Raw genomic sequence first — 24,161 nt, forward strand, 5'->3', positions numbered from 1 at the left:
TCAGCGGCTTGCCCGCAGCGGCAACCGATCATGGCGACGCACTGGGCAGCCCCCCCTGGCTCCCAGCCCGCCAACCACGATGTATCGGAGCGACCATGTCCATTCTTCGCCGCCTGTTCAGCGGCCACCACAGCGGTGGTCACGGACGAAGTGATCACCACGGCGGGCATCGCCGTCTCGGCGACCCGAGGTACGACTCGCACGGCAGTCGGAATTCGGGATGGTCGGAACCGTCGCAGCCGCCAATGGCGCGCTCCAACGGACAGCATGTCGCCTGCATGCGCTGCGGCGCGAGCAACAACGCTGCAGGCCGCTTCTGTACCCAGTGCGGTTTCGCGCTGCGCCCCACGGCTTGCGGGAAGTGCGCCGAACCGCTCGGCACGGAAGGCAAGTTCTGCCCAAATTGCGGCACGCCCATTCCCGCCTCGTCTCCCGCTCCGTCTCCCGCTTCATCTGGTTGAACCTCGCTCGTCTGGACGTTCGACCTGCAGTGGCGGTGCTTCGCCGTCAGCGAGCTGTTCGATTGGTACTTCGCAGGAGCCTGGCCTGACGAGGACAAAGCGCGGGTCTGATGTCGGACGGGTCGTTCCCGCCGGCAGCAGAAGGATCCAGCCTCGATGGTTGCTGCGGTAGCTGGTCAGGGCGAAGGGAGCTGTCGTGTCTTCGGGTCGGCGGCAATCCAGAGTCGCAGCTGGCACCTTGAACTCTGCCGCGGGGCGCACCGCCCACAGCGTCGCAAGACGCCAACCCTGGTTTTCGAGATGGGTCGGCACCCCCGGGGTCGTGCAGCCCCACAGGAAGAGCGCCAGCGTCACCAGGACGATGCCCCAGTGCGGCCTGTGCCGATCAATCTGCTTGGCTCGCCCCATTTCCACCCCCGTGTGCCCGTCGATTGCCGAGAAGGGTCGAACTGTGGGACTGACAGCCCCGCCAAACACTGACCGCGGGATTACAAGACTGACAACTTCGGATCGTTCAAGGCTTCAGCGCCTCACGACCGGACCAAGGAACTCTGATGACGACACGCATTTCCCCTCGGGCCGGCCAACCGGCGCGCGAGGAGGACCTCATCGATGTGAGCGCCCTGCGGGGAGCCTATTTTTCGCTGATTCCCAACTCCGAGGACCCTCAGCAGCGCGTGCGCTTCGGCACATCAGGGCACCGCGGCTCATCCTTGGATGGCTCCTTCAATGAGCGACACATCTGGGCGATCACGCAGGCCATCTGTGACTATCGAAAGAGCGCAGGCACGACGGGACCGCTCTTCCTTGGCATCGATACCCATGCGCTGTCCCTGCCCGCGCGTACGAGTGCCCTGGAGGTTCTCGCGGCCAATGGCGTTGATGTCCGTGTGGCGCCGTCGGGCCAGTTCACGCCAACGCCTGCTGTTTCCCTTGCGATCCTCGACTTCAACCGGATGCACGCGCCTGGTCCCCTGGCCGACGGCATCATCGTGACCCCCTCCCACAACCCACCGAGGGACGGCGGGTTCAAGTACAACCTTCCGCATGGCGGGCCGGCCGACAGCCACGCCGCGTCGGTGATCGAGGAGCTGGCCAACCAGCATCTCGCGGAGCACTGCAAGCGCGTGAGACGCGTTGAAGTTGCCAGGCCATTGGCCTCCGGTGCCGCGCGCCCTTACGACTTTCTGCAGCGCTACGTGGTGGCGCTGAGCCACGTCATCGACCTTCAAGCGATTCGAGAGTCGGGCATCCGCATCGGCGTCGACCCGATGGGCGGCGCCGGCCTCATGTACTGGGAAGCCATTGCCGACAGGTATGGTCTCCCGCTGACCGTCGTCAACGCCAACATCGACCCCACGTTTTCGTTCATGCCGCTGGACTGGGACGGCCAGATCCGCATGGACCCGTCTTCCGCGTTCGCCATGCAGGCTCTCACGCGTCAGTGTTCCTTGTTCGACGTCGCGTTTGCCTGCGACACGGATCATGACCGGCACGGCGTCGTATGTCCGAGCAGCGGCTTGCTGCCACCCAACCACTTCCTCAGCGTCGCAACGGACTATCTGCTGATGCACAGACCTCAGTGGCCCATGACGGCCGCAGTGGGGAAGACCGTGGTGACCACGTCCATGATCGACCGGATCGCACAGGCCATGGATCGCCGCGTCCTGGAGACTCCGGTGGGCTTCAAATGGTTCGCCCAGGGGCTCCATGATTGCGAGCTGGCCGTGGCATGTGAAGAAAGCGCTGGGGCCTCGTTCTTGCGACGTGACGGGTCGGTGTGGACGACGGAGAAGGATGGGATCGTGGCGGGGCTGCTCGCCGCGGAGATCACCGCCCGTGCCGGGGCGGATCCCGGGCTGTACTACCGCACGTTGAGCGCGACTCTCGGTTTGACCTGGTCCGATCGCATCGATGCGCCGGCTGCTCGGGATCAGCGAGCTAGGTTGGCCAACGCGACAGCCGAAGATCTTCAGCAGCGCGTGCTCGCCGGCGATGAGATCACGCAGGTGCAAACGCGAGCGCCAGGCAATGATCAACCGATCGGCGGCATCAAGCTGACTTCGCGACGCGGCTGGGTCGCGATGCGTCCCTCAGGTACCGAGGACGTATACAAGGTCTACGCGGAGAGCTTCGAAAGCGAGGAACATCTTCAGATGCTGCTTTGCGATGCACTGTCGCTGGCCGACGGTGTGATGGCGGATGCGGAGGCCTGACGCGGGGTCGCCGCGCGCGGAACCTGCGCAATATCTCGGTGGGTCAACCGATCTCGCCATTGATCACACGCCCGCAGCTGCGGCCAGCGTTCGCCCGCTACGCTTCCTTCTGGTTGGCGTCGCTGCCACCATCGTTCACTGGGTTGTCGTCGCTGCCACCGTCTCGACTTTCGGTTGGGAGCTTTTGAGGGCGAATCTGATGGCGTGGTTGGCGGCCGTGGGTGTGTCGTTCATCGGCCACCAACGCTGGACGTTTGGTTCAAGGCGAGCTGCCACGAGTAGCGCGGCCCCAAAGTTTCTGGTGGTCTCACTCGCCAGCTTCGTCCTCAACCAGGTCATGTTTGCATCGCTGCTGCGATGGACCGAACTTCGGTACGGCGTTGCACTCGCGGTGGTGCTGCTGCTTACGGCGAGCGTGACCTACCTCGCCAGCAACCTATGGGCCTTCTGTGCTCCGTTGGATCGACCATAGCTGCTGCCGAAGTGCGGACCTCCGCCGTTCTTTGCGAATTCCGCATCGCGACTGGACGTAGTTGCCACCGCTAGGCTTCTTGAACTCAGAAGCTCTCGCGAAGCGGAATGCCCGCCAAACGGAGTGCCTGACGCTTCAAGGCATCCTTGCGTGACCACTCGGGCGTATTGTGGTGATCACCGCGCTGCACCTCCTCCACGTAGGTCACGTAGCCGGCTTCGTTGCATACGACTATGTCAAGTTCACAGTTCTGTAAGTACATCCAATCCTCAGCGCTGAAGTGCGGCTTGAGCGCTCGCACGTCGACCAGACTGCGCATCGGATAGTTGGGAACCACAATGGAGCTTGGCAACTCGGCGCGAATCCGATGGAAGGCGTTGCACTCGGTGTTTGACCTGAACAATCGCGTCGACGTTGCCTCCGGTGGGAGGGAGGATTCGCCTTGCAGAAAGTAAGGATTGAGCACGAGCCGCCCGCGAGTGCTACGGTGAAGCGCCTCACACATCCATCCCGAGCCTTCGGCATAAAGCTGCACGCTGGCGCCGTCTACGACGAGCGTGATGGCCTGCTCGGAGACTTCCAGATGGCGAACGCCAGGAGTATCTAGCGCTGCGCTGGACAGCCAAACTGCCGCTTTATCCAAGGCCTCCGTCGCTTGCTCGTCGTGCAACCAGCGCTGAGTCTCGCAGCTCCAGATGGGCCACGACGCCGCTGTCATCAGCTGTTGGAAGGAGTGGCACTCGGGCAGCCACTCTTCAGTTACCCGATAGATCAGCCTGTAGCGTTCGGCCAAACCGAGGATTTCGTTTTTCTTCCCATTGTGCTTGCTCAGGTACATGTTCAAGCAGTTGAGAAAATCGTCCCCGTCTTTCGGTTTGAGCTCGATCAAGGCTCGTAGGGCCTTGTTGGGGTCGTTCTTGTGAAGCACCCAGTCCCGGCGCATACGGTCCTGGTCCGGTATCGGCTCTTGGTGCGTCTTCAGGCGCTCCAACTCCCTCTCGTAGGTTGACATAGCTCTGGGTGATTCGTCAGCGACAAGCTGGCGCAGGTCGGAGGCGAGGCGACTGTTCAAAGCAGCGCAGAAATGACAGTCGCACGACTTCGACGAGACTCTCGCGTCCGTTGTGTCCAAGCTGTGTCGGCAACGTTGGCAACTGAACATGCCGCGGAATAGCAAGCCTGGGTTGGCGACATCTAGCGTCTTGAGGCGATAGCTTCCGTCCTCGCCGCAAGCAGGACAACGAACCTTGGCTTCAAGTCCAATGTCCAAGGACGCGAGATTCGCGAAGCTGATGCTCTTCGCGTTCTTCCACGGGGACGCGTTGCCGGTTTCGAGCAACATCCGAAGCGCTTCGAGGGCCGCCAATTTTGCGAAGACTTGGCGAAGCGTTCGAGCGTCTGGCTCCAGTGGGCCGTTGGCGCCGTTCCCGAAGACGGGCGGCCGTACAACGGACTTGGCTGCCGTGGCCGTTCGTTGGTCCAATATCTCCGAGAGGTAAGTGAGGACAGCGTCGCTTTGCTCAGGTGTGCATGCGGCAACCAACTCAGCGACGGCGGCGTAAATGACAGGCTGCAACATGCTAGCCAACGCAGCCTGAATCTGCTCTCGATTGAGCGACACTTCTGCCCGGTGCCGTTGGTGAAGGCGAGCAAGCCTCTCCCTTCCGGCATCAGAAATCAGTGGGATCTCGTGCGTGCTGGAACGCCACCTCATGAGCCGCATGGTCACCTCTATCTGCGAAACCGTAGATCGCAGTTATCTCATAGACCTCTTCGTCCCCGACGAGGCTGCGGGCCCCAGGCACGAGCCTACGTCATTGGGGGAGTGCACACGCGGAGCTGCCCGGACCTTTGCGCAGATGTCTGGACGCTTCATGCTGACGCGGCTTGGACTTTTTGCACCGAGGCCAGGGAGGGGGGCGACGCTTTAGCTCTGGAGAGAAATCGGCACCTTGTCGCGAAGCAGCTATGACCGGTCCGATCAACGAATCGCTGGCGCCGGTCTGGACATGTCGGCGAGATGGAGACGGAGTGGGAGAGATGGGAATTTACTCCCTGGTCGCAAAGAAAAAGGCCCGCAGATGCGGGCCTTGGGCGCGAGCGGAAGACGTCTTACGCTGCGAGACGTGCGTTGCTCTCTTCGTGCTGCAAAGCAGCAGCTTCCGCCTGCTCTACGGCAGCGGCGGCCTCTTCAGCTTCGCGCTCAAGCGCGCGATCACGCTCCAACTCCTGCTGACGACGCAAGGCTTGGTCGCGAACGATCGCTCGCTTCTCAGCATCCACAAATCTCTTGCAGATTTCGCGGATCAACGGCTGATAGCCCATCCCATTCAGTTGGGCGATCGCCTTCAAGTCTCGAACCATCTCCTTGGTGAAGCGGATCGAAATCGGGTGAAGGCCGAGCGCTTCGTCGACGTTCTTTGACTCGTCGGCCTTTTTTGCGTGGGTCGGGTCGTTGCCGAGGTGTCCGGTGGGCCCCCAGTCATCCGCAGTCGCTTCCACGCGATCGAGCAGATCTTGGTTGATGGGCATGTGCGCTCCTAGTTTCCGTGAAGGTCAAAAATGTCTTGTATCGTCTTCGTGGCTGGGTACGCAGTCTTCAGATAGATGTTCTCTTCGTCTTCGACATACACGATCTTCAGCAGCCTTCCCACGTGGGTCTCCGCGACGAACCAAACCGTGGCCGGATCGGTCCGATGCTCTTCCCGGTCGTCGCAGACGACTCGCCCGCATCGATTGAGAAAGCACTCTCGCACTTCCCGGTCCGTGACCGAGCCGTGAGAGGAGTCCCCGATCTTCTGTCGGATCTTCTCAGAAATGACGAGCATGGCAAGATTGTATATACGCCACGATGCCCCTGCAATTTTGGTGCTCTCCTCGTCGGGCTGAGGGGAAGGCATCACTCGCGGAGAGCACGTATATACGTCCAGGCTCCTCCCAACACAAGCCCCGACAGACGGCCGGTGTAGCTTTGATGGGCAAACGCGCGTCCCGCGTCTTTGTAGGTGTTCGTAGTTCGGAGTTACTCCGACCCAGCGTCCCATTTTGGCTGTCTGTCACTGCGGAAAGCTGTAAGGCGCCGCAATCTCCTGTGACATCGTACCAACGTGGGATCGCACCACTCGCGGTTGGAAGCCAGCAAACTAGAGGATAAGCCATTGATTTATATGAGCATTTAGACGGGGTAGTCTTGCAAACAGGCTGTCAGTGAACGCCCACGTCAAGGTGGTGTCAAAAGTTCTCACAGCAGACATCTCCAAAATCAAGGACTTGCCGCCGGCGGAGAAGACCAGGGATGTAGCGCTGGTGGTCCCTGTTGCTAGGGTTGGATGCGCAAACCTCCGGACGCCCATCAGCCGCGCCAGATCATCTAGGGCTGACAAACCGAAGGGCTGGCAGCCTTTCGCATCTCTTCATCGTGCGCGCAGCTTCCTTGCCAGCTCCATCGCGCGTGCGCGCGAGGCCCCTCGTTCCTCCGGACTTGACCTCTCGGGCGACGGCACGTCTTCCAGGATCGCTTCGGCGCGGATCTGCTCAAGGTCACCCGGATACGAAGCAACCCAAATGGGCTTGAACCATGCTTCGAACTCGTCGGCAAGGACGTGCGGCGACGTACCTTCGGTAGACCACCGGACGTGGCCCGGGTATTCGGCAAGAATTCTCTCCAGGAACGGCCGCGATAGACCCAATCGCTTGGCGACCTCGGTAGTTGTGATCCAACGGGCGTCGTCGGTCGGCTTCATGTTGACCTCGCCAGGTTGCTGGCCCACTGCTTCTATCGCTCACGATCTGACTAGCGCTTACGAGCGCGTTTGGGGCCAAGTAGCGCACGGACGTTTCTTGGCTCCAGCTCGATGCCGGCGTCAAATTCTGCTTTCGTGGGCATCCGTATGCGGGCCGCCTTTTCGACCAGTCCCGAGCGGACCACGACGAATCTTCCCGGTGCTACCTTCACGCGCTTCATGACGCACCTCTTTCGCATCGAACCTACTTGCACCGCCGCGTTGGCGGCCAAGCGCTACCGTTCACCCAAGCGATCCGTCAGGCGAGCCAAGATCCACGAGCGGTAGCTCTCGGGCATTTCGAAATCGTTGGCCAAGTTGACCCTGAATTTTTTCAGCATCTGCTCCGTCGTCAGAGCTGCGTACTTAGGCTTGAGCGCCTTCTCTCGAAGGAAGCCCACGGCCCAGTCCACCACTTCGCAACAGCGAAAGAAGTCCTCAGCCCGCTCCTCCGGCAGGGAGCCAGGCTCGTGAAATCGGCCATCGGGCCCCCGCGTCAGGCTGAACTTGAGTTGCATGCCGGACAGCGATCCGCCGAAGGGAGGGTGAGGGAAGTCGTCTGGAACGGCAAGGGTCATGGCTTCGCTCCTTCAACAAACTGTGCGGCCACGGTTGCCCGACTCATGCGAACTGCGCTTGGCCCGTCGAGCTCGCCAGGCACCACGACCTCCAGCTCGCCGTCCCCGATGATGGCCGTGATGCCACGCAACCCTACCCCTACGGACTTGAAGCCTTGAGATCGCCATGCCTGCGACTGGTCCTCGAAGCGCCACCGCGCATCGTGAAGGTGTCCGTGCGCAAGCAGACTCACCCCTAGGGCGCGCGCCAGGTCGTCCAGGACAGGGAACCCGTACGGGTGATATCCGCTCGCCTCATGGGTCACGAGAATGTCTGCCCGATGCCGCTTGAGCCGCTCGAAGTCTTCGGGGTAGATGGTGCCCCAGTGCTTGAAGTGAGGACCGTCACCGTAGCGATGCTGACGAGGCGTTGAACGCGCATGTTGGCGCATGCTGCTGAAGCTTGGCGGTGCGCCAGCGGAACCGCCGGCCCCCTTGGGCATCCAAACACTGCCGCGGAATACGTTCCCGAGGCCGGCGATCCTTCGCCCATCCTCGAGCTTCACAACCCGGCCATGCAGGTTCCTATCCGCCAGCCCGCTCTGCCAAGTGCGCTCGATGTCGACGATCCGATCCGCGTCGTGGTTCCCCGGGATCCACCACACGCGGTCGGCCACCGGAGCCAGGACCGTCTCCAGGGGAGCGTCAGGTTCCATATCGCCGAGAAGAATGACGGCAGCGGGATCGAACATCGTCGTCGCCTCAAGGATGTGGGCGAACTGCCCGTGAGGATCGCCGCACAGCAAGATTGGTCTATGGGTCATGAGTCATTGGCGCGCTTCGTCCAAATCATTCGCTGGCGGTGCGGTGCTGCTGGCTTGTGCCCCGGCCGTTCAGTGCTCTGGGGCCGTAAGCCGCGATGGAGCGGAACCCTCGCCGAATGCGGGTTGAAAGCAGCCGCCCGTTCACCGTCCTTGTCGGCTGGATACCGAACACCGCTCCCAGATGAGTGACGTGGAGGTAAATCCGTTGGCCGAGGTGGAAGCCGGGCACGGCAGGCGGTAGGTCAATCCTTCCTGCCTTCCTCACTTGGCTTGTCCAGGCGGTGCTTCTCGTTCGACTGTTCATATCCGTTCTCCCGTTTGCGCTGGGCGTGTGGAACAGGCTCGCTGATTGGCAATCTGATTTCCCCGCAGTCCTCAAAAGTCCATATGCACACACCTAGCTCACGACAACAATTGTGACTTAAACGCTGGTGATCCTTAAGCAGCATACGTGAAGACCCACGGGTAGCTTCCATCCGTACTCAGCCCAAGGAGATTGCCGTCAGCGCGCGTGAGCAGCTGGCGATCAGTCTCATTCGGCCACGTGCTCAGAAGGGGTGGTCACAGGAGGCGCTTGCGCTGGACTTTCGTAGCTCGTGTTGAGCGCCTGCACGGAAATGTGTCGATCGACAACATCGAGCGTTTGGCGCAGGTGCTCGGCGTCCCGATGCGAGACTTCTTCGCTCCGATATTTAGGGAGAGAAGAACCGCAGCTTGACGATGGGACCGAGCGCTGAACGACGGCTGCCGGCCAGCCGCCCTCCGGTGCTAGCCGCTCGATTTTGAACGCTTCACGCGCTGCTTTGACGTGAGCTTCCCCAACTCAACGCCGCCCTTGCTCAGAGCGTTGCGCGCCGCTGCTTGACCGGACACGCGGTCGTCCTTCGCCTTGCTATGACGGAAGTCGTCCTTCGGATCCCCAGGGCAGTAGGGAAGCACTCGGCTCATCACGCCTCTATGTTTTCGAATGGCCTCAAGGACACGAGGAAGCCAACCGTCAACAGCTGTGGGGCGCTTCAGGACCAGCACCAACCCGCTGTACTCATCGTTTTTCAACTCCTCCAGCCCACCATCCGGAGTTACCTTGCTCCGCCGTTCGACATCAAGAATGAAGATCGTCCGGTCGGGCGTTGTCACACGCGCGACCAGAACTCCACGAGGAGCCCTGCGATCAACGTCGACGTAACCCCAGCTATCGCCCGCCGGCGAGCCCTCATGGTCGCTCAAGCCAGGTATACGAAGAGGCTGAAGTCGCGGAGGCCTGCTGTCCCAACGTGGATTCACCTGCACGAAGTCGTCCTCGCGCGTGAACCAGCTCAAGGTCATCACCTGCTGTGGATGCTCCGTGGCCAAGAACCTCAGCCCCTCCCAGAGGTCACGCAGGGTCCCGTACGACTTCAGCTCAATGGCAGAGTGGTGCGACGCATAGCTCACACCGCCAGCTTGAGATCCCCCCCGTTCTGCGGCTGACGCTTGATCTGCAGGTTCCTCTTGGGGGATGAGCGTCCCGCGGGGCTTGCGCTCGCCCCCCTCCTGACTTCGGCTCACTATTTCGCGAGCCACACCCAGGATCTGCATCTTTGGGTCCCGCATCAGCACCGAGCCGGATGAAGTTGTGGGCGCTTCCAGATCGACAAGGGACGCCTCCGCCTTGTCGTCGGCGTCAAATTGGCGTCGGTAATAGCCGCCGGGCCCCATCTCTCCGTTTTCGCGGCGTTCGTCGACACCGTCGTCTTCCTCGGTCAACGCTTGGTCGCGAACGACCTCGATCGGCGGGCCCGACGGCTGCGACATCCCGGTGATTCGAAGGCCAAGGAACGTCCGTTCATCGACCTGCAATCCCTCGACCTCGAGTTGTGCCGTCCCGTGCCACCAGGGATGAATCTTCGGGAATGCAACTTCACGGAACCAGTCTTCGCTCTCATGTTCGGACCACCGACGGTCCGCGCTACCGGTTGTCGCAGTGGCAGGATTTCGTGGGCGGACAACGGCTTGCAACTGCGGAAAAAGTTCGTTGACGCGCTGGCGTGTTTGCTCTTCGAAGAGCAGATGCCCCAGGAGCAGGGCGTCATCCTGATACATGCCCGGATGGAGCCGCAGTTGCCACCTCGAAGACGACGACCCAAGGATCGCCGAGCACATCATGGGAAGGCAGTTTTTGAGTGGATGTTGCGTCAACAGCCTCGTGAGTCGACCCGATCTGCCGTAGCAGCGAGCAAGGAACACGGCGGCGGGAATCAAGAGCGTTCGCCCATTCGCCGTTGTGAGCCGGACCATCTTGCTACGGTCTTTGTCGTGATTTCGCAGAAGGTATTTCTCGGGCGGGAAAGGGAAACTTCCACCCGACTCAGCCATGGAAACGAAGTCGTACTTCCCGTCCGAGAAGTCCACCGTGAACAACCTGCGCTGGTAACGGATTTGACTCGTCGAACGCTTGTTGGACCAGATCGAGCCGATCGACAGTAGGGGCAGCGACGTGATCGCCATGGTCCTGGAGAAAAACTCGCCGAACGTGTTGTCCGGTCTGAGGCCGCGAAAGAGCACCTCGATATGCGGCAGCGCCACGTCCTTCCGGGGGTTCTGCATGGTGCCCAGGGGCCACCAAACGACGCAGGCTTCGTCTTGCTTGTTCCCCTCGCTCAGCTTGCGGCGCCCCAGGGCCGCCAATTCGGGACTGCGTATTACCTCTTCTCGGTCGATCAGATCAGGCACGGTTGCGGGTTTTGAGAAAGCTCTGGGGCAAAGTATTGCCTCACCGTCGCCTCGTCCAAGAGCAGTGCAGCGTGCCCCTCACCCAAACGCCAAGTTCGTCACGAGTGCGCACGGTAGGTGCGGCCTGGCGACTCAAGCGTGCGCCTCAGCTGGTGGTCACCTTGAACCGCGATACATAGGAGACGGATCAGGGATCCAGTACCGTTCCGCGCCATGCTCAAGCTCCACGCCACCGTATGCGTTAAAGAGCTTTCCCTCCGTCAGCAAGTGCTGAGCTTGCTTAAGGGAGATCCAATGGAAGTACATGAGCGCCACCGGCCGCCAGCGCTGATCGAAATCGGCAGAGCGGTCCTCTTCGAACAGCATCTGCCGGATCTGCACCTCAAGTTGTCGACGGCGCCTGTGGAAGATCGTGCGAGCGCTGGATTTCGGCACCGCAAGGTTGACACCGAGCGTCTCTCGAAGGAATGTCGCGAAGGCGAAGAGCGCGGCGCGTTGACCAGGCGCCTTCATGAGGTAGTGTGTGACGTCATCCTGCGCCGGGAGCTGGTCCCCTGCCAAAGATGCCAGATCGAGGGCGGGTCTAAACGACAGCCGCGCGGTCCGCACCGAGATATCTCCCTGTGCAACTCGCTTGCTCAAGAACTGATGAAACGCCATCAACGCTTGGCGAGGCAACGGCTGCTCTGGTAGCTCAGAGAGTTGCTCTTCGAAGCGCCTGGCTTCGGACGCTTGTATCTTCTTCTTGGCACCGATCTCGACTCCGAGCACTTCCGACAACCACCTGGCCGCTAGCAGGTGCGTGCGCAAACCTTGCGTTCCAAAATGGCCCAGCAGATCATCGGAGCGCCAGCCACCATCGTTGCGCTCCGGGAGAGCAGCCAGCTTGACGAAGAAGGCTACATGGCGCGGCAGTGACAGCGCCGTGCGTTTGGGGTCCGTTGTTGTGGCCGCCCAAGCCGCAAATTCCTTGAAGCGCTTTTGGATGCTGGCACGCGAGACCATATGCGAAAGCTGGTCCGCATCGATCGAGCATTTCTGCGTCCAGTAGCAGCACTCACACCGGCCATTCGCCCCTGCGGCGACCGCGCTCCCGCAGGCTCCGCAAGGTGCCGAGGGGTTCTCCGCGCACTTCTTGCAGATCCATCTTCCATCCGCGGTGGCAGTGCATGACCGCGATCGCCGGCAGCTGCTGCAGGTGTGGTGGTCGTTGTTGCATCCCGGACAAAGTCGCGGAGCTTCAGGATTGCCGTGGCGGCGAGACAACCGCGCTGATGGACGGTTGCAGCGTTCACACGGCTCCTCGTCAACGAAATAGGTCCGACAACTCGAGCACGCAGGGCCGTTCGCCGTGAGCTTTCCTAGCGGCTGCCCGAAACGACGGCACCGCACACACGGCTGCTTCTTGATGCACGCCGTGCACACAGCGTCGGGTTCGCGCACAAAGAGCCGACTGAACATGCCGCAGCCACCACACAACCGTCGCTTGAACAGCCGCGAGTAGCAGGTGTTGCAGTATGGAATCTCACGGTAGACCTTGTGAGCGCGATCAATCGCGTGATCGCAGCCTCCGCAGATGATGCTCTTTTCGGTCATAGGTAGGCTCGATGCATGCGGCGCAGAAGGCGCGCCCATTCCTGGCGGACCAACCCCGCCGGCCGCGCACCCGAGTTCGGCCTGAACGTCGGGCTCCTACGTTTCTCACCTGGTCGAGGATGCTGTGGACCCGCCAGTAAGCAGGACACATCTTGCGGCGTAATCTGCGCCAGCTGACCTGCCACCCGGCCAAGACGCAGATGGCGCTCACGCACGGATAGCAGTTCGAAGCGAAGTCCCGGCCCAATCGGTACCGGAGGGTTGCCGTTCACCATCAGTTCCTTAGGCTGCTTGAGCCGAACGCAGTGCTGCAGAACCGCGAACCATGCAGGCGTCGCGACTTCGAGCGATCCGAGGACACCTGTGCCGCACTTCAGCACGGTGTCCGCCCGTGCCTGCATCTCAGCGGCCCACGGGTCCAAGCGACTCGCGATGGCACTGCGGTGATCGAACTGACAGTTCCAGCAGCTCGTGAGGCTCACGGGACGAGGAGTGTCGCGAAATGGTTGATGCACGGCCAGGCACTTGCAGCAGTGCTCAAGGAGTTCGCAACCGTGGTTCAAACAGCCCACATTCCATGCCGCACGCCATGCTCTACGGAGATAGGGGCGGACATCCGACGCGAGGCATTCGGGGCAAAACGGCTGGCCGCCCGCGTTCCTGCGATTGCGCATTCCCCTTGCCGCCAGCCAAGGCCAGACGGGCTCCGCGTGGCCAAGCGAAGCGCCCAAGGGCCGCAGCAGTTCGCGCATCTCGCAAGCGCGAATTTGCTCCGCGTCGACACCGCATGCTCGATGCAACGCGTTTAAGCGGGCATCGCTGAGTCCGCGATCCAGATCCACCGTCCATGCCCGCCAGCCTGGCCAGATCACGCCGGTCAAGGTGAGTGGTTCGCAGTGCGCTGCGACTGCGGAGCGCAGAAGCCAGCTTGAAAGCGTCTCGTCTACCTGGATTGGAACAAGGCGGATCACGCAATCGCCTTCAGGCAGCCTTGCCTCGCAGCTTCGCGGTGCGGTACACGCCTCTCGCGCGGATGGCATCCTCAGTGATCTGCTCGATGCCTGTCTTGATCGCATTCTTGGCGAGTTCCTGAAGAAGGAACTGCAGATCACCAAGAACTCCGCCAGAGTTCGTGTGGAGGAGGCTTGCCAGCCTGACCGTCGACAGTTGCGACGCCTTGCGCAGCGGCAACACACTTTCAAACCCAGCGAGCAGCGTTTGAAACTTTTCGTCGGCGTCCCAGAGCGGCACCGGCAAAATCTCAAATCGGCTGGTGTGCTGCGGGTCCGTGTACAGAACTTGGACCGCATTCGCAGTTCCGATCCCGACGATGGGGACCCGGCAGACGTTGCACAGGTATTTGATCGCGTTCATCACGTCACCTTGCTTCTTCCTCGTCCCGCCTAGCAAGCTGTGGAACTCGTCGATGAAGATCATCCTGACCTTGCAGTCACGCAACTGCTGGACCACCTGATTGCGCAGAGTAATCGCTGGAGACGAGGCTCGATATGCCGTCCAGAACTGGTCAAGGATGGTCGCATACAACCCCTTCTCATCTGGAGTGGGAGGCGCCTGCGCGAGGATCACCGGCTTGACTGCCTCCCGCTCCTCATCAATGAACGGCTCTCCGCATTGCTGGACGAAGCGGTGCACCAGCGTGGTCTTCCCGTTGTTGGGCTCGCCAATGAGCAGATAGTTTTTTGGCCGTATGCGCGACGGTGCATTGAGAACACCCGTGAAGACGTCCAACACCTCCTTCGCTCGTCCGTAGCCTACCCAGCGGTCCTCTTCGATGAATGCGAGACGTTGGGCATCCGTCAGCTGCATCACATGGCGAAACTTCTCGTTGACGTGGTCGTACGGGCCAGAAGAAGCTGGACTATTCATGGTCAACCGATGTCCAGGGTTGGAGCGATAGGCGCGTCAGTCATCCCGGAAAAACCCACCTCGCCGCTCTGCCGAGCGGTCGGTGGTGACGAGGACACGAAGCCTTTCGCGGCGGCGGGCGACGCGGACGGTGGGTGTGACCCTGCCGACTTTGCAACCTTGCGGTGTTCTGAGTTGCGTTGCTGTTCTCGACGCGCCCGCTTGGTTTTTGCTGCCGACTCAGCAATGTCTTCCCGTCGAGACTTGATGGACTCAAAGACCGCATCGGCGTCACCCGGATCGAACCCCTGGTCCTTCAGCTCTTTCTGAGCCCGCCGGTGTTCCCAGATGCTGATGCTGTCTTCTGTATAGACCCAGGGGACGCGGAAGTACTGCTTGACGTCCGGGTCGAAGAACCAGAGCGCCGAAAGGTCCCGCGGGTCTCGGCGGAACCGCAGCTTCGGGCTCGCCTTGGTTTCCGAATCCTCCTGACCAATCCAGGGTCGAAGGCAATGATCAAAGTAGCGGAGGTTATCAAGCGTCACACCATCCTTTTGAATGGTGCGCTCAAACGACGGCATGAAGTGCAGCATCAACGCGTGCTTGTCCTGGGTCCTGCTCGGCAGACCTGTCCCACGCGCGGTGGGTCCGCCAAGGAGACCTTGCTCCCACTTGCGCAGGGGAGTCATGCCGATCGCGGAATGAGGACGACGGTGGTACTCGTTGCAGATCACCTTCACCAACTGCCGCTCGAACTCGGACAAGTTCATGATCGCCCGACCTTCTGAGTCGTACTCGCCGCGCTGTCCAACGTTGGAGAACGTGGTACCCGGTATGTCGTGAATCTCTCGCATCAGCGTCCCTTGGAGCCTCTCGATGCGGCCGCCGAATCTCGGCGTGCAAGCGGGCCGCCAATGCAGGTCAATTCCCAGCTCCGTGCAGGCCCGGATGAAGTCACTCGATCGGAACTCTGGGCCGTTGTCCGAGACAATCAGCTTAGGGCGCCCCCAGGCCGGCCAAACAGCATCGATGCCGAGCTTCAGCAGCCCTTCCTCCTTCGGCAGGATTGCATGCGCCATGCACATGGCGCTCGACGTCCTGGAGGGAGCGTCGAAGGAGAGATAAAAGCCCAGCACCATCCGGCTGAACCCGTCCATGGCCAAGGTGATCCAAGGCCGGCCGATGGGCTTGCGGTACACGTCATCCACCAAGATGACGTCCACACGCGTATGGTCGATCTCAACGCGCGAAAGCGGGAAGTCCGCGTCGGGTGCGGTGCCAGGAGTTGCCTGAAAGCGCTGCTTCGCAGCCTCCTTCTTCCCGCGCTTCTTCATCCGCTCTTCAAGAGGGATGGCGTCGATGCGCGCTTTCAGCGCGGTTGGGCTCGGTGCCTCAACTTTGTACTCACGACATTTGATTGCAAGTAGGCGGTGCGTCTTCGTGAGGGATGGTGCCTCCGCGGTCATGTAGTACTCATCGATCACAGCTCGCAGAGCCCGCTCGGCGTGCGCATCCAGGCGCCAGTTCCCTTTCTTCCAACCTCGTTTTCCCTCGAGCAGCGAGGAGACAGCATCGAAGTTTCGGTACTTGCTCAACCAGCGATACAGCGTCGACGTGTCCTTGCCGACGCGGGCGGCGTGCTCGGACACCACGCTGCGGGTGAGATGACCCGCCTCAATGAGCGGGCGGATGATTTCAAATCGGGCGCGGGCCACCTGCCAGTCCTCATCGTTCACCGCCGCAATGTCTTCCATCGACATGGGAGGGATCTCATTGCCCAGAGGTTCGAGCTCGAAGAGGCGCAGAACGTCAGGGCGCCCGGTGTCGACGTTGCGCGCAAACACTGACTCAAGCCCCAGAACCTCGACGACACGGAAGATCCCGCTCGCGTGCTTGACCAAGGCTCCCGGACCGGTGGAAAACGTTGCCAGATTCTTCGTCACGGCGCTGGTCGAGCCCGCTTCGCTCTCGATGGCTTCACTCATTGGTCGGGATCCACAGTTCGGTGTTGAGGTTCAACGGCCAGCAGACATCGCATTCGATCCTTCGGTTCGCGACCAGACTCCAAAGTTGCGCGACGCCTTCTGCACGATGGGCCGGGGTGAAGTACTTGTTGAGTAGGTACTCGAACTCGATGAGGCCAAGTTCCTCAAGGTCTTCGAGGATGCAGAGGTTGAGCGCCTCTTCGAACTCCAGGTCTTCGTAGCGGCGCAGAAACTTGATGTTGTCCAGTGCTAGGGTGCGGATGCGTCGGTCATCCATGATCGTGAAGCGCCAGCCCATCTCGATCGCGTAGCGTCGAGCAGCCTTCCACTTCGCACTCCACTCTCGCCAGTTCGCCTTCCAGTCCGCCGTGGGCTTCACTTCGACCAGCAGGGGCTTCCGCTGCTGCTTCAAGCTGCCTGGCGTGTGCCGGTACGTCACCAGGAAGTCCGGCGTGTAGGTGTACTTACGCCCGCTTGGCCCAACAAACGCTACCGCGCACGGCTGTGAAACCACGTGCGCTACGGCGAGGCTGAAGCGCTGCAAAAGAAGGTAATCCTTCTCAAGCGGCGACTCAAAGGGGACGCCTGGCTCCCCGTCGCGGAAGAAAACATGGCCCGTGACGTTGCGGTATGACCGCGGAATCTTGCGAACCGACCGAGGCAGGTCGGTGGAGTCGCACTTATTTGAAGAAATCTTCTTGGCAGTCGCAGCTAATTTGCTCATTTGCGTCGCAGCAATTTCGAGGAGAACCGCGCTAAGTGATTGTCAGGCGTGTAACTCAGTCGCAGCAATGGAAATTTGTCACACCCGGCGAGCGTTTCGCGCGCCGCATCACAGCGCGTCGTCAGCGGCGCTGATCGGCGGCGGCTCACCGCCTCGGCCGGGCGAGATCACGCTCGCGCAGCACGGCGTTCTGTTCCTCGACGAGTTGCCCGAGTTCCAGCGGATGTCGCTGGAAGCGCTGCGGGAACCGCTGGAGACCGGCCGCGTCCACATCTCGCGTTCCGCGCACCAGGCCGAGTTCCCCGCCCGATTCCAATTGGTCGCCGCGATGAACCCCTGCCCCTGCGGCCATCTCGGCAATCCGACGAAGGCGTGCCGCTGTTCGCCGGACCAGGTGGCGCGTTACCAGAACCGGTTGTCGGGCCCGCTGCTGGACCGCATCGACCTGACGGTGGAGGTGCCGGTGCTGCCGCCGGCCATCCTGTCCGCGGCGGCGGACGGCGAGACCAGCGCAGTCGTCGCCGCGCGCGTCGCCGCGGCGCGGGACCGCGCGATCGCCCGGCAAGGTTGTGCGAACGGGCAGCTGGGCGCGGCGCAACTCGACGCGCACCTCGGGATGGCGCCGGAGGCAGAGACGATGCTGCATCGCGCGTCGGCGCGGCTGGCGTGGTCCGCGCGCAGCTTCCATCGGGTGCTGCGCATCGCGCGGACGATCGCGGACCTGGCAGGCAGCGACGTCGTCACGAGCCAGCACGTGTCCGAGGCGATCCAGTGGCGCCGGGCGCTCCCGGGCCGGGATGACTGAGGATGACCGACGCAGGACCGGCGGCCGCGACGCCGCCGGCATCGCGTCACCGGTCATCGGGATCGATCTGGTTGAGGCAGTCGCAGACGACGCCTGCCAACCTCATCCAGCCGCGTGCCGGATCGCGTCATCCTGCCGATCCAGCGCCGCCTTGATGATCTGGTCGCTCTTCACATGGCGGGTCAGCGGATCCGCGAGCGGCCCGGCGGAGAAGAAGTGCTCGGTCCCGACCGCCGTCGCGCCGACACCTCGCAGCAGGTTCCCCAGGTTGGGCACCACGTCCAGCTTCACCGAGTACACGTTGACGTGCTGCTCCGCATTGGCGACATCGATGCCGAGCTTGGCGAACTCGCGCAACTGCCGGTCGTTCAGCGGCGCGGAGGACAACCCGGTGACCTCGACCGGCGACTTCAGCGAATAGTTGGCCAGCCCGCTCGAGGCCGCTTCCCCGCCGCCCTTCGAATGGCCCAGCGTCGACACCGAGTAATTGGCCAGGTGGCTGAACTGCGGCGTCTGCTGCAGCTCCTTCACCGCGCTGACGATGCGACGCGCCTGGTCATGGCTCTTCGTCGGTCGCCCCAGCGCGGTCTTGGCGTTGGCCGTCCATTGCGGAAGGGCCATTTCCAGGTTGCCCAGCGCGAGCCGCGCCGGCGATCCCGCCACCCGGCCGGCCGTCGTGCCGCCGAACACGATGCCGATGTCCTGGGTCTTGTCGTTGACCAGCAGCGAGCCGACCAGGCCGCTCGAGGTGTCGACCAGCGTGCCCGCCGGACGCTCCACCTGGCTGGACGGCAACAGCCCCTTCGAACCCGGCCGGGACGCCCGCTCGGACGACGTCCAGACCTTGTCGGCGACCGCCGTGGCGAAGGCGTCGTTGGGCTGGTAGTTGCCCTGCGCGATGCGCTGGTACGGGAACATGCCCAGGTCGATCTTTTCCCTCAGGCCCTCGTTGGCCTTGAGCTGCTGCTCCGGCAGCGACGCGGTCCGCGACGGGAAAGTGGGCAGATCGTGCCCGCGCAGCGGTTTCGGAGGGCTCGCGCCCGCGTCCGAGGTGGACGGCAGCATCGCGCCGCGAGGCGGCGCCGAGGCCTTTGCATCGCCCGGCAGCGGCGCCCGTCGGGCGCGCAGGCCGCCGGAGTCCGGCACGGCGGATGTCGACGTCGAGGACGAGGGCGAGGTGGGAGGCGCCGGACGCGTGTCGACGGCGGACGACCAGGCGTCGCCGAGGCGAGGTGCGCCCTGGCCGGAAGGGGGGAGTTGAACTGGCATCGGGCCATCGTGGTCCGCGTCGCCGGTGCCGGCGACAGCTCACCCGAAGCGATGCACGCGCAACGGAAGGCGCGCTCAGCCCTTGCCGGCGGAAGCCAGCCGCTCGTCGAGCCTGTCCATCAGCGACGCGCTGCCGCGCGGATCGATCTTTCTGCAGAACAGCGCGTCCGACGCCACGATGCGGTCGAAGTGCGCGTCGGTCAGGAGATGCGGATGCGCCTCGCCCGCCTCGAATTCGACGAAGCGCAGCGGGTCATTGACGATGCGCCCGGCGAACGGCGAGTTGCAGATCAACGTCGGGAAGAAGTGCTCGTCGCAGTAGCGGGTGGACCGCATGAAGCGCATCAGCCGCTCGTCCCGCGCGCGCTCGACGAGATGCGCCGCGCAGTCGCGGGTCAGCGTGAACCAGCAGCCGCCGACGAAGGGCGCGAGGCCGCCGACCATCCGGCGCCGCAGCCCCAGGCGCTTCATGACGCCGCGCAGCAGCTTGTAGGCCAGCGGCGGCATCCGGCTGTCGTGCCAGTGGTGGAAGTAGCCGTACCGGTCGGCGAAATGCGTGCGCTCGACGATCGGATCGTGCTGGAGGAACTGCTCGCCCTTGTGCGGCGCGAGCCGGGCGAGGATCTCCTCGGGCCGGCGCACCGGGTAGTCCTGCCCGCTGATGAAGGTCAGGTGGTCGAAGGCCGGCTCGGCCGCCAGGATCTCCCGCAGCGCCTGCAAGGTCGCCTCGACGGCCGAGACCTCGCCCCAGTGCACGCTGACGCGTTCCCGGATCAGCCGGGCGCGCGGATCGATGCGATCGACCGGCATCGTCGACTTGCGGTCGACGTTCACGTAGATCGTGATGTCCGGATGGACCAGGCGGTCGATGAGCCGGTTCAGCAGGTCGACGTTGGCGTGCGCCTGGATCAGGACGATGAGCTTGTGGGGGACGTTGCCGTCGCCGCGGGAGGTCGAGTTCACCGATGCCAGCCATTCAAGAGAAGCGGCCGGCGAATCGGAACGTCGGCCGGCGGGAGCGGCATCGTAATCGCTCGAGGGTGGCAGGCGGAGCCTCGCCGGCCCCGCCCGCTCGGGTCCAAGGCGTCGGGCATCGACGCCCTCGAACGCCCGGCCGGGTTCGCCGCGCCAGGCGTTCGAATCCGGCGCTTTACTGGCGGATCAGGTTGCCGTCGCTGACGCGGACGATGTCGCCGTTCTGCACGCCCGGGTCATGGCTGAAGTGCATCGTGCGGACCGACTGGTCGGCATTGCGCATCTTGACCACCCAGACCGTCGTGCTGCGCTGGCGCTTCTCGATCTCGTTGCCGGCGTAGCCGCCCGCGACCGCGCCGCCCACCGTGGCGATCTTCTTGCCGGTGCCGCCGCCGATCGCGCTGCCCAGCAGGCCGCCCACGACCGCGCCGCCCACCACGCCGATGCCGGTGCCCTGGCCTTCACGCGCTTCCGTGCGCACCGACAGGACCGTCGCGCAGGCCGCGCACAGGCGGGAATCGGCCTGCGCCGTGCCGCCCTGGCCGTTGTTCTCGGCATAGCCGGTGGAGCCGCTGTCGCGGGCCGGCTGCTGCTGCGCGACGCGGCGCGGCTCGTTGTTGCGGTTCAGCGCGTCGTCGGCCGAGCGCCGGGCGGCGCGCGACTCGTCGTTGGAATTCGCGCCGTTGCGGTCGACGATGTTGTTCTGCGGCTCGTTCATCGCCGCCACGGGCCCCTCGGGCATGGACGGGGCCGACTGGTGCCGCCCCGCGAAGAAGGCCGCCACGACCAGCACGGCCGCCCCAACGGCACCTGCCGCGATCTTGTGATTGGTAGTCAACGCCATGATTCACCTCTTATGGTTTACCCCTACGCCGGGGGATGAGCGAAGAATGCCACGCTGTTACAAGTCGCGGGTGGGTGGTTCTGTTCCGTTTGTAAAGGGGTGAAACGTAGCCTGTAGGACAAGGCCGCGTCCTGCGGTTTTCGTTGCGCCCAGGCGTCAGCCGAGCAGCGGCGCCAGGGCCCGTTGCGCGTCCGCCTGGTCCAGCGCCATGCGCGCCGCCCAGTCCGCGACCTGGTCGTCGCCGATGCGGCCGACGTTGAAATACGCCGCCTCCGGATGCGCGAAGTAGAAGCCGCTGACGCTGGCGGCCGGCGTCATGGCCATGCCCTCGGTGAGCGTCATGCCGATCTCCTCGGCCTGCAGCACCCGGAACAGGTCGCGCTTGACCAGGTGGTCCGGGCAGGCCGGATAGCCCGGCGCCGGCCGGATGCCGCGGTAGGCCTCGGCGATCAGCTGCTCGTTGCTGAGCGCCTCGTCCTGCGCGTAGCCCCAGAACTCCTGGCGCACGCGCTGGTGCAGCCGCTCGGCGAAGGCCTCGGCCAGCCGGTCGGCCAGCGCCTTGAGCATGATCGCGGAGTAGTCGTCCAGGTCGTCGATGAACTGGCGTTCCTTCTTCTCGACGCCCAGGCCGGCGGTGACCGCGAACAGCCCGATGTAGTCCGGCACCGTGCCCTTGGCGGCGATGAAGTCCGCCAGCGCGCGGTTGGGCCGGCGCACGCCGTCCACCACCGGCCGCTCGGATTGCATGCGCAGCCCGCGCCAGGTCATCAGCACCTCGGAGCGCGTCTCGTCGCTGTAGATCTCGATGTCGTCGTCGCCGACCTGCGCGGCGGGGTACAGCCCCATGACGCCGCTGGCCGTCAGCCAGCGGCCCTCGATCAGGCGCTGCAGCATCCGCTTGCCGTCGCTGAAGACGCGTTGCGCCTCGGTGCCGACGACCTCGTCCTTCAGGATCTGCGGGAACGGGCCGGCCAGGTCCCAGGTCTGGAAGAACGGGGCCCAGTCGATGCACTGCGCCAGCTCGGCCAGGTCGTAGTTGCGGAACTGGCGCCGCCCGATGAAGCGCGGCACCGCCGGCGTGTAGGCGGTGAAGTCGGCGCGGTGCTTGTTCTGGCGCGCCTGCGCCAGCGTCACCAGCGGCGTCTGCTTCTTGTTGGCATGCAGCTCGCGGACCTTCTGGTAGTCCGACTTCAGCTCGTCGAGGAAACGCGTCGCGCGCTCGTCCGACAGCAGGTCCGAGCACACGCCCACCGAGCGCGACGCGTCCGGCACGTAGACCACCGGGCCTTCGTAGTGCGGCGAGATCTTGACCGCCGTGTGCACGCGGCTGGTCGTCGCGCCGCCGATCAGCAGCGGGATCTTCTTCACGCGGAAGTAGTCGTCGCGCTGCATCTCGGCCGCGACGTGCTGCATCTCCTCCAGGCTCGGCGTGATCAGGCCGGACAGGCCGATGATGTCGGCGCCCTCGACCTTGGCCTTGGCCAGGATGTCCTGGCACGGGACCATCACGCCCATGTTCACGACCTCGAAGTTGTTGCACTGCAGGACCACCGTGACGATGTTCTTGCCGATGTCGTGCACGTCGCCCTTGACCGTGGCGATGACGATCTTGCCCTTGGAGCGCACGTCGGCGCCGGAGGCCGCCATCTGGCGCTTCTCCTCCTCGATGTAGGGCACCAGGTGGGCGACGGCGGACTTCATCACCCGCGCGCTCTTGACCACCTGCGGCAGGAACATCTTGCCGGCGCCGAACAGGTCGCCCACGACGTTCATGCCGGCCATCAGCGGGCCCTCGATCACGTGCAGCGGCCGGCCGCCGCCGGCGCGAATCGCCTGCCAAGCCTCCTCGGTGTCCTCGACGATGAAATCGGTAATGCCGTGGATCAGCGCATGCGACAGCCGCGCGCCGACGTCGCCCGCGCGCCAGGCCAGCTTGGCGCTGTCGTCCTTGGCGGCGCCCTTGACCGACTCCGCCACCTCCAGCAGCCGCTCGGTCGAATCGGGGCGGCGGTTCAGCACCACGTCCTCGACGCGCTCACGGAGGTCGGCGGGGATCTCGTCGTAGACGCCGACCATGCCGGCGTTGACGATGCCCATGTCCATGCCGGCCTGGATCGCGTGGTACAGGAAGACGGTGTGGATGGCCTCGCGCACCGGCTCGTTGCCGCGGAAGCTGAACGACACGTTGGACACGCCGCCGCTGACCTTCGCGCCGGGCAGGTGGCGCTTGATCCAGCGCGTGGCCTCGATGAAGTCGACCGCGTAGTTGTCGTGCTCCTCGATGCCGGTGGCGATCGCGAAGATGTTGGGGTCGAAGATGATGTCCTCGGGCGGGAAGCCGATCTCGTCGACCAGCAGCCGGTAGGCGCGCTCGCAGATCTCGGTCTTGCGCCGGTAGGTGTCGGCCTGGCCGGTCTCGTCGAAGGCCATCACCACCGCCGCGGCGCCGTAGCGCCGGATCAGCCGGGCCTGGCGGCGGAACTCGGCCTCGCCCTCCTTGAGCGAGATCGAGTTGACGATGCCCTTGCCCTGGATGCACTTCAGGCCCGCCTCGATCACCTCCCACTTGGACGAGTCGATCATGATCGGCACGCGGGCGATCTCGGGCTCGGACGCGATCAGGTTGAGGAAGCGCACCATCGCGGCCTTGCTGTCGAGCATGGCCTCGTCCATGTTGATGTCGATGACCTGCGCGCCGTTCTCGACCTGCTGGCGCGCGACGCCGAGCGCGGCCTCGAACTCGCCGTTCAGGATCAACCGCGCGAAGGCCTTGGAGCCGGTGACGTTGGTGCGCTCGCCGATGTTGACGAACAGCGTGCCGGCGCCGATGTTCACCGGCTCCAGGCCGGAGAGCTTCATCGCCGGCGGCGCGGGCCGGGTGGACAGGTCGGGGGCGGAGGCGTCGGCGGAGGTCGGGGCGGACATGGCGGCGGGTTCTTGCCGCAATGCCGCGAACGCGGCATTGCTGGTAGCGGAAACGGCGTGCATTCTACCGGTCGAGCCCGTCTTTGTTGGTGCCGGAAAGCCCGGCGACACCGCGTGCGCGCCTATGCTCGCGCGCAAACAACGACAA

At 63.6% G+C, this 24,161-nt stretch carries 16 protein-coding genes; 2 read left to right on the top strand and 14 right to left on the bottom strand.

What is annotated here, in order from left to right; translation table 11 throughout:
• Positions 1-1,015: 1,015 nt before the first annotated feature.
• Positions 1,016-2,677, top strand: a complete 1,662-nt coding sequence (locus tag N5D62_RS04085) for an alpha-D-glucose phosphate-specific phosphoglucomutase (RefSeq protein ID WP_279756283.1) — start codon at positions 1,016-1,018, stop codon at positions 2,675-2,677.
• Positions 2,678-3,234: 557 nt separating this feature from the next.
• Here the strand turns inward: N5D62_RS04085 and N5D62_RS04090 are convergent.
• The 10 genes from N5D62_RS04090 to N5D62_RS04135 all read right to left on the bottom strand — a co-directional run bounded on the left by N5D62_RS04090 (position 3,235) and on the right by N5D62_RS04135 (position 17,195).
• Entirely contained in the window at positions 3,235-4,491 is a 1,257-nt protein-coding gene (locus N5D62_RS04090) for a transposase (protein WP_279756285.1), read from the bottom strand.
• A 770-nt stretch (positions 4,492-5,261) separates the two neighbouring features.
• Positions 5,262-5,681, bottom strand: a complete 420-nt coding sequence (locus N5D62_RS04095; protein WP_091728677.1) for a hypothetical protein — start codon at positions 5,679-5,681, stop codon at positions 5,262-5,264.
• Between the two features lie 881 nt (positions 5,682-6,562).
• The gene (locus tag N5D62_RS04100) at positions 6,563-6,892 is read right to left on the bottom strand and encodes a hypothetical protein (protein ID WP_279756286.1); all 330 of its coding nucleotides are present in this window, start codon (positions 6,890-6,892) and stop codon (positions 6,563-6,565) included.
• A 275-nt stretch (positions 6,893-7,167) separates the two neighbouring features.
• Positions 7,168-7,509 carry a hypothetical protein gene (locus N5D62_RS04105; protein ID WP_279756288.1) on the bottom strand — a complete coding sequence of 114 codons (342 nt, stop codon included), beginning with the start codon at positions 7,507-7,509 and terminating at the stop codon, positions 7,168-7,170.
• On the bottom strand, positions 7,506-8,312 hold the full coding sequence (locus tag N5D62_RS04110; RefSeq protein ID WP_279756289.1) for a metallophosphoesterase: 807 nt from the start codon (positions 8,310-8,312) through the stop codon (positions 7,506-7,508). The genes N5D62_RS04105 and N5D62_RS04110 overlap by 4 nt, the downstream gene beginning before the upstream one ends.
• A 768-nt stretch (positions 8,313-9,080) precedes the next feature.
• Complete coding sequence (locus tag N5D62_RS04115; protein WP_279756290.1) at positions 9,081-11,024, bottom strand: hypothetical protein; 1,944 nt, start codon at positions 11,022-11,024, stop codon at positions 9,081-9,083.
• Positions 11,025-11,180: 156 nt separating this feature from the next.
• Complete coding sequence (locus tag N5D62_RS04120) at positions 11,181-12,029, bottom strand: hypothetical protein (protein WP_279756291.1); 849 nt, start codon at positions 12,027-12,029, stop codon at positions 11,181-11,183.
• A 1,572-nt stretch (positions 12,030-13,601) separates the two neighbouring features.
• Entirely contained in the window at positions 13,602-14,507 is a 906-nt protein-coding gene (locus tag N5D62_RS04125; RefSeq protein WP_279756292.1) for a TniB family NTP-binding protein, read from the bottom strand.
• Between the two features lie 2 nt (positions 14,508-14,509).
• Positions 14,510-16,471: a Mu transposase C-terminal domain-containing protein gene (locus tag N5D62_RS04130; protein ID WP_279756293.1), complete on the bottom strand. Its 1,962-nt coding sequence runs from the start codon at positions 16,469-16,471 to the stop codon at positions 14,510-14,512.
• Positions 16,464-17,195: a TnsA endonuclease N-terminal domain-containing protein gene (locus tag N5D62_RS04135; RefSeq protein ID WP_279756294.1), complete on the bottom strand. Its 732-nt coding sequence runs from the start codon at positions 17,193-17,195 to the stop codon at positions 16,464-16,466. The genes N5D62_RS04130 and N5D62_RS04135 overlap by 8 nt, the downstream gene beginning before the upstream one ends.
• On the opposite strand from N5D62_RS04135, the gene N5D62_RS04140 reads away from it, so the two are divergent.
• Positions 17,140-18,000, top strand: coding sequence for an ATP-binding protein (locus tag N5D62_RS04140; RefSeq protein ID WP_279756295.1), 861 nt, complete (start codon positions 17,140-17,142; stop codon positions 17,998-18,000). The two genes, N5D62_RS04135 and N5D62_RS04140, sit on opposite strands and share 56 nt — an antisense overlap.
• 102 nt (positions 18,001-18,102) lie before the next feature.
• Here the strand turns inward: N5D62_RS04140 and N5D62_RS04145 are convergent, their stop codons facing one another.
• The 4 genes from N5D62_RS04145 to metH all read right to left on the bottom strand — a co-directional run bounded on the left by N5D62_RS04145 (position 18,103) and on the right by metH (position 24,013).
• Positions 18,103-19,269, bottom strand: coding sequence for a hypothetical protein (locus N5D62_RS04145; protein ID WP_279756296.1), 1,167 nt, complete (start codon positions 19,267-19,269; stop codon positions 18,103-18,105).
• 75 nt (positions 19,270-19,344) lie between these two features.
• A complete protein-coding gene (locus N5D62_RS04150; RefSeq protein ID WP_279756297.1) occupies positions 19,345-20,232 on the bottom strand; it encodes a beta-1,6-N-acetylglucosaminyltransferase in 888 nt (295 codons plus the stop codon).
• Positions 20,233-20,419: 187 nt separating this feature from the next.
• Positions 20,420-21,088: a glycine zipper 2TM domain-containing protein gene (locus tag N5D62_RS04155; RefSeq protein ID WP_279756298.1), complete on the bottom strand. Its 669-nt coding sequence runs from the start codon at positions 21,086-21,088 to the stop codon at positions 20,420-20,422.
• Positions 21,089-21,244: 156 nt separating this feature from the next.
• Positions 21,245-24,013, bottom strand: a complete 2,769-nt coding sequence (gene metH / locus N5D62_RS04160) for a methionine synthase (protein WP_279756299.1) — start codon at positions 24,011-24,013, stop codon at positions 21,245-21,247.
• Positions 24,014-24,161: the final 148 nt, after the last annotated feature.

The sequence above is a fragment of the Mitsuaria sp. GD03876 genome (assembly GCF_029840635.1).
Taxonomy (GTDB): Bacteria; Pseudomonadota; Gammaproteobacteria; order Burkholderiales; family Burkholderiaceae_C; genus Roseateles.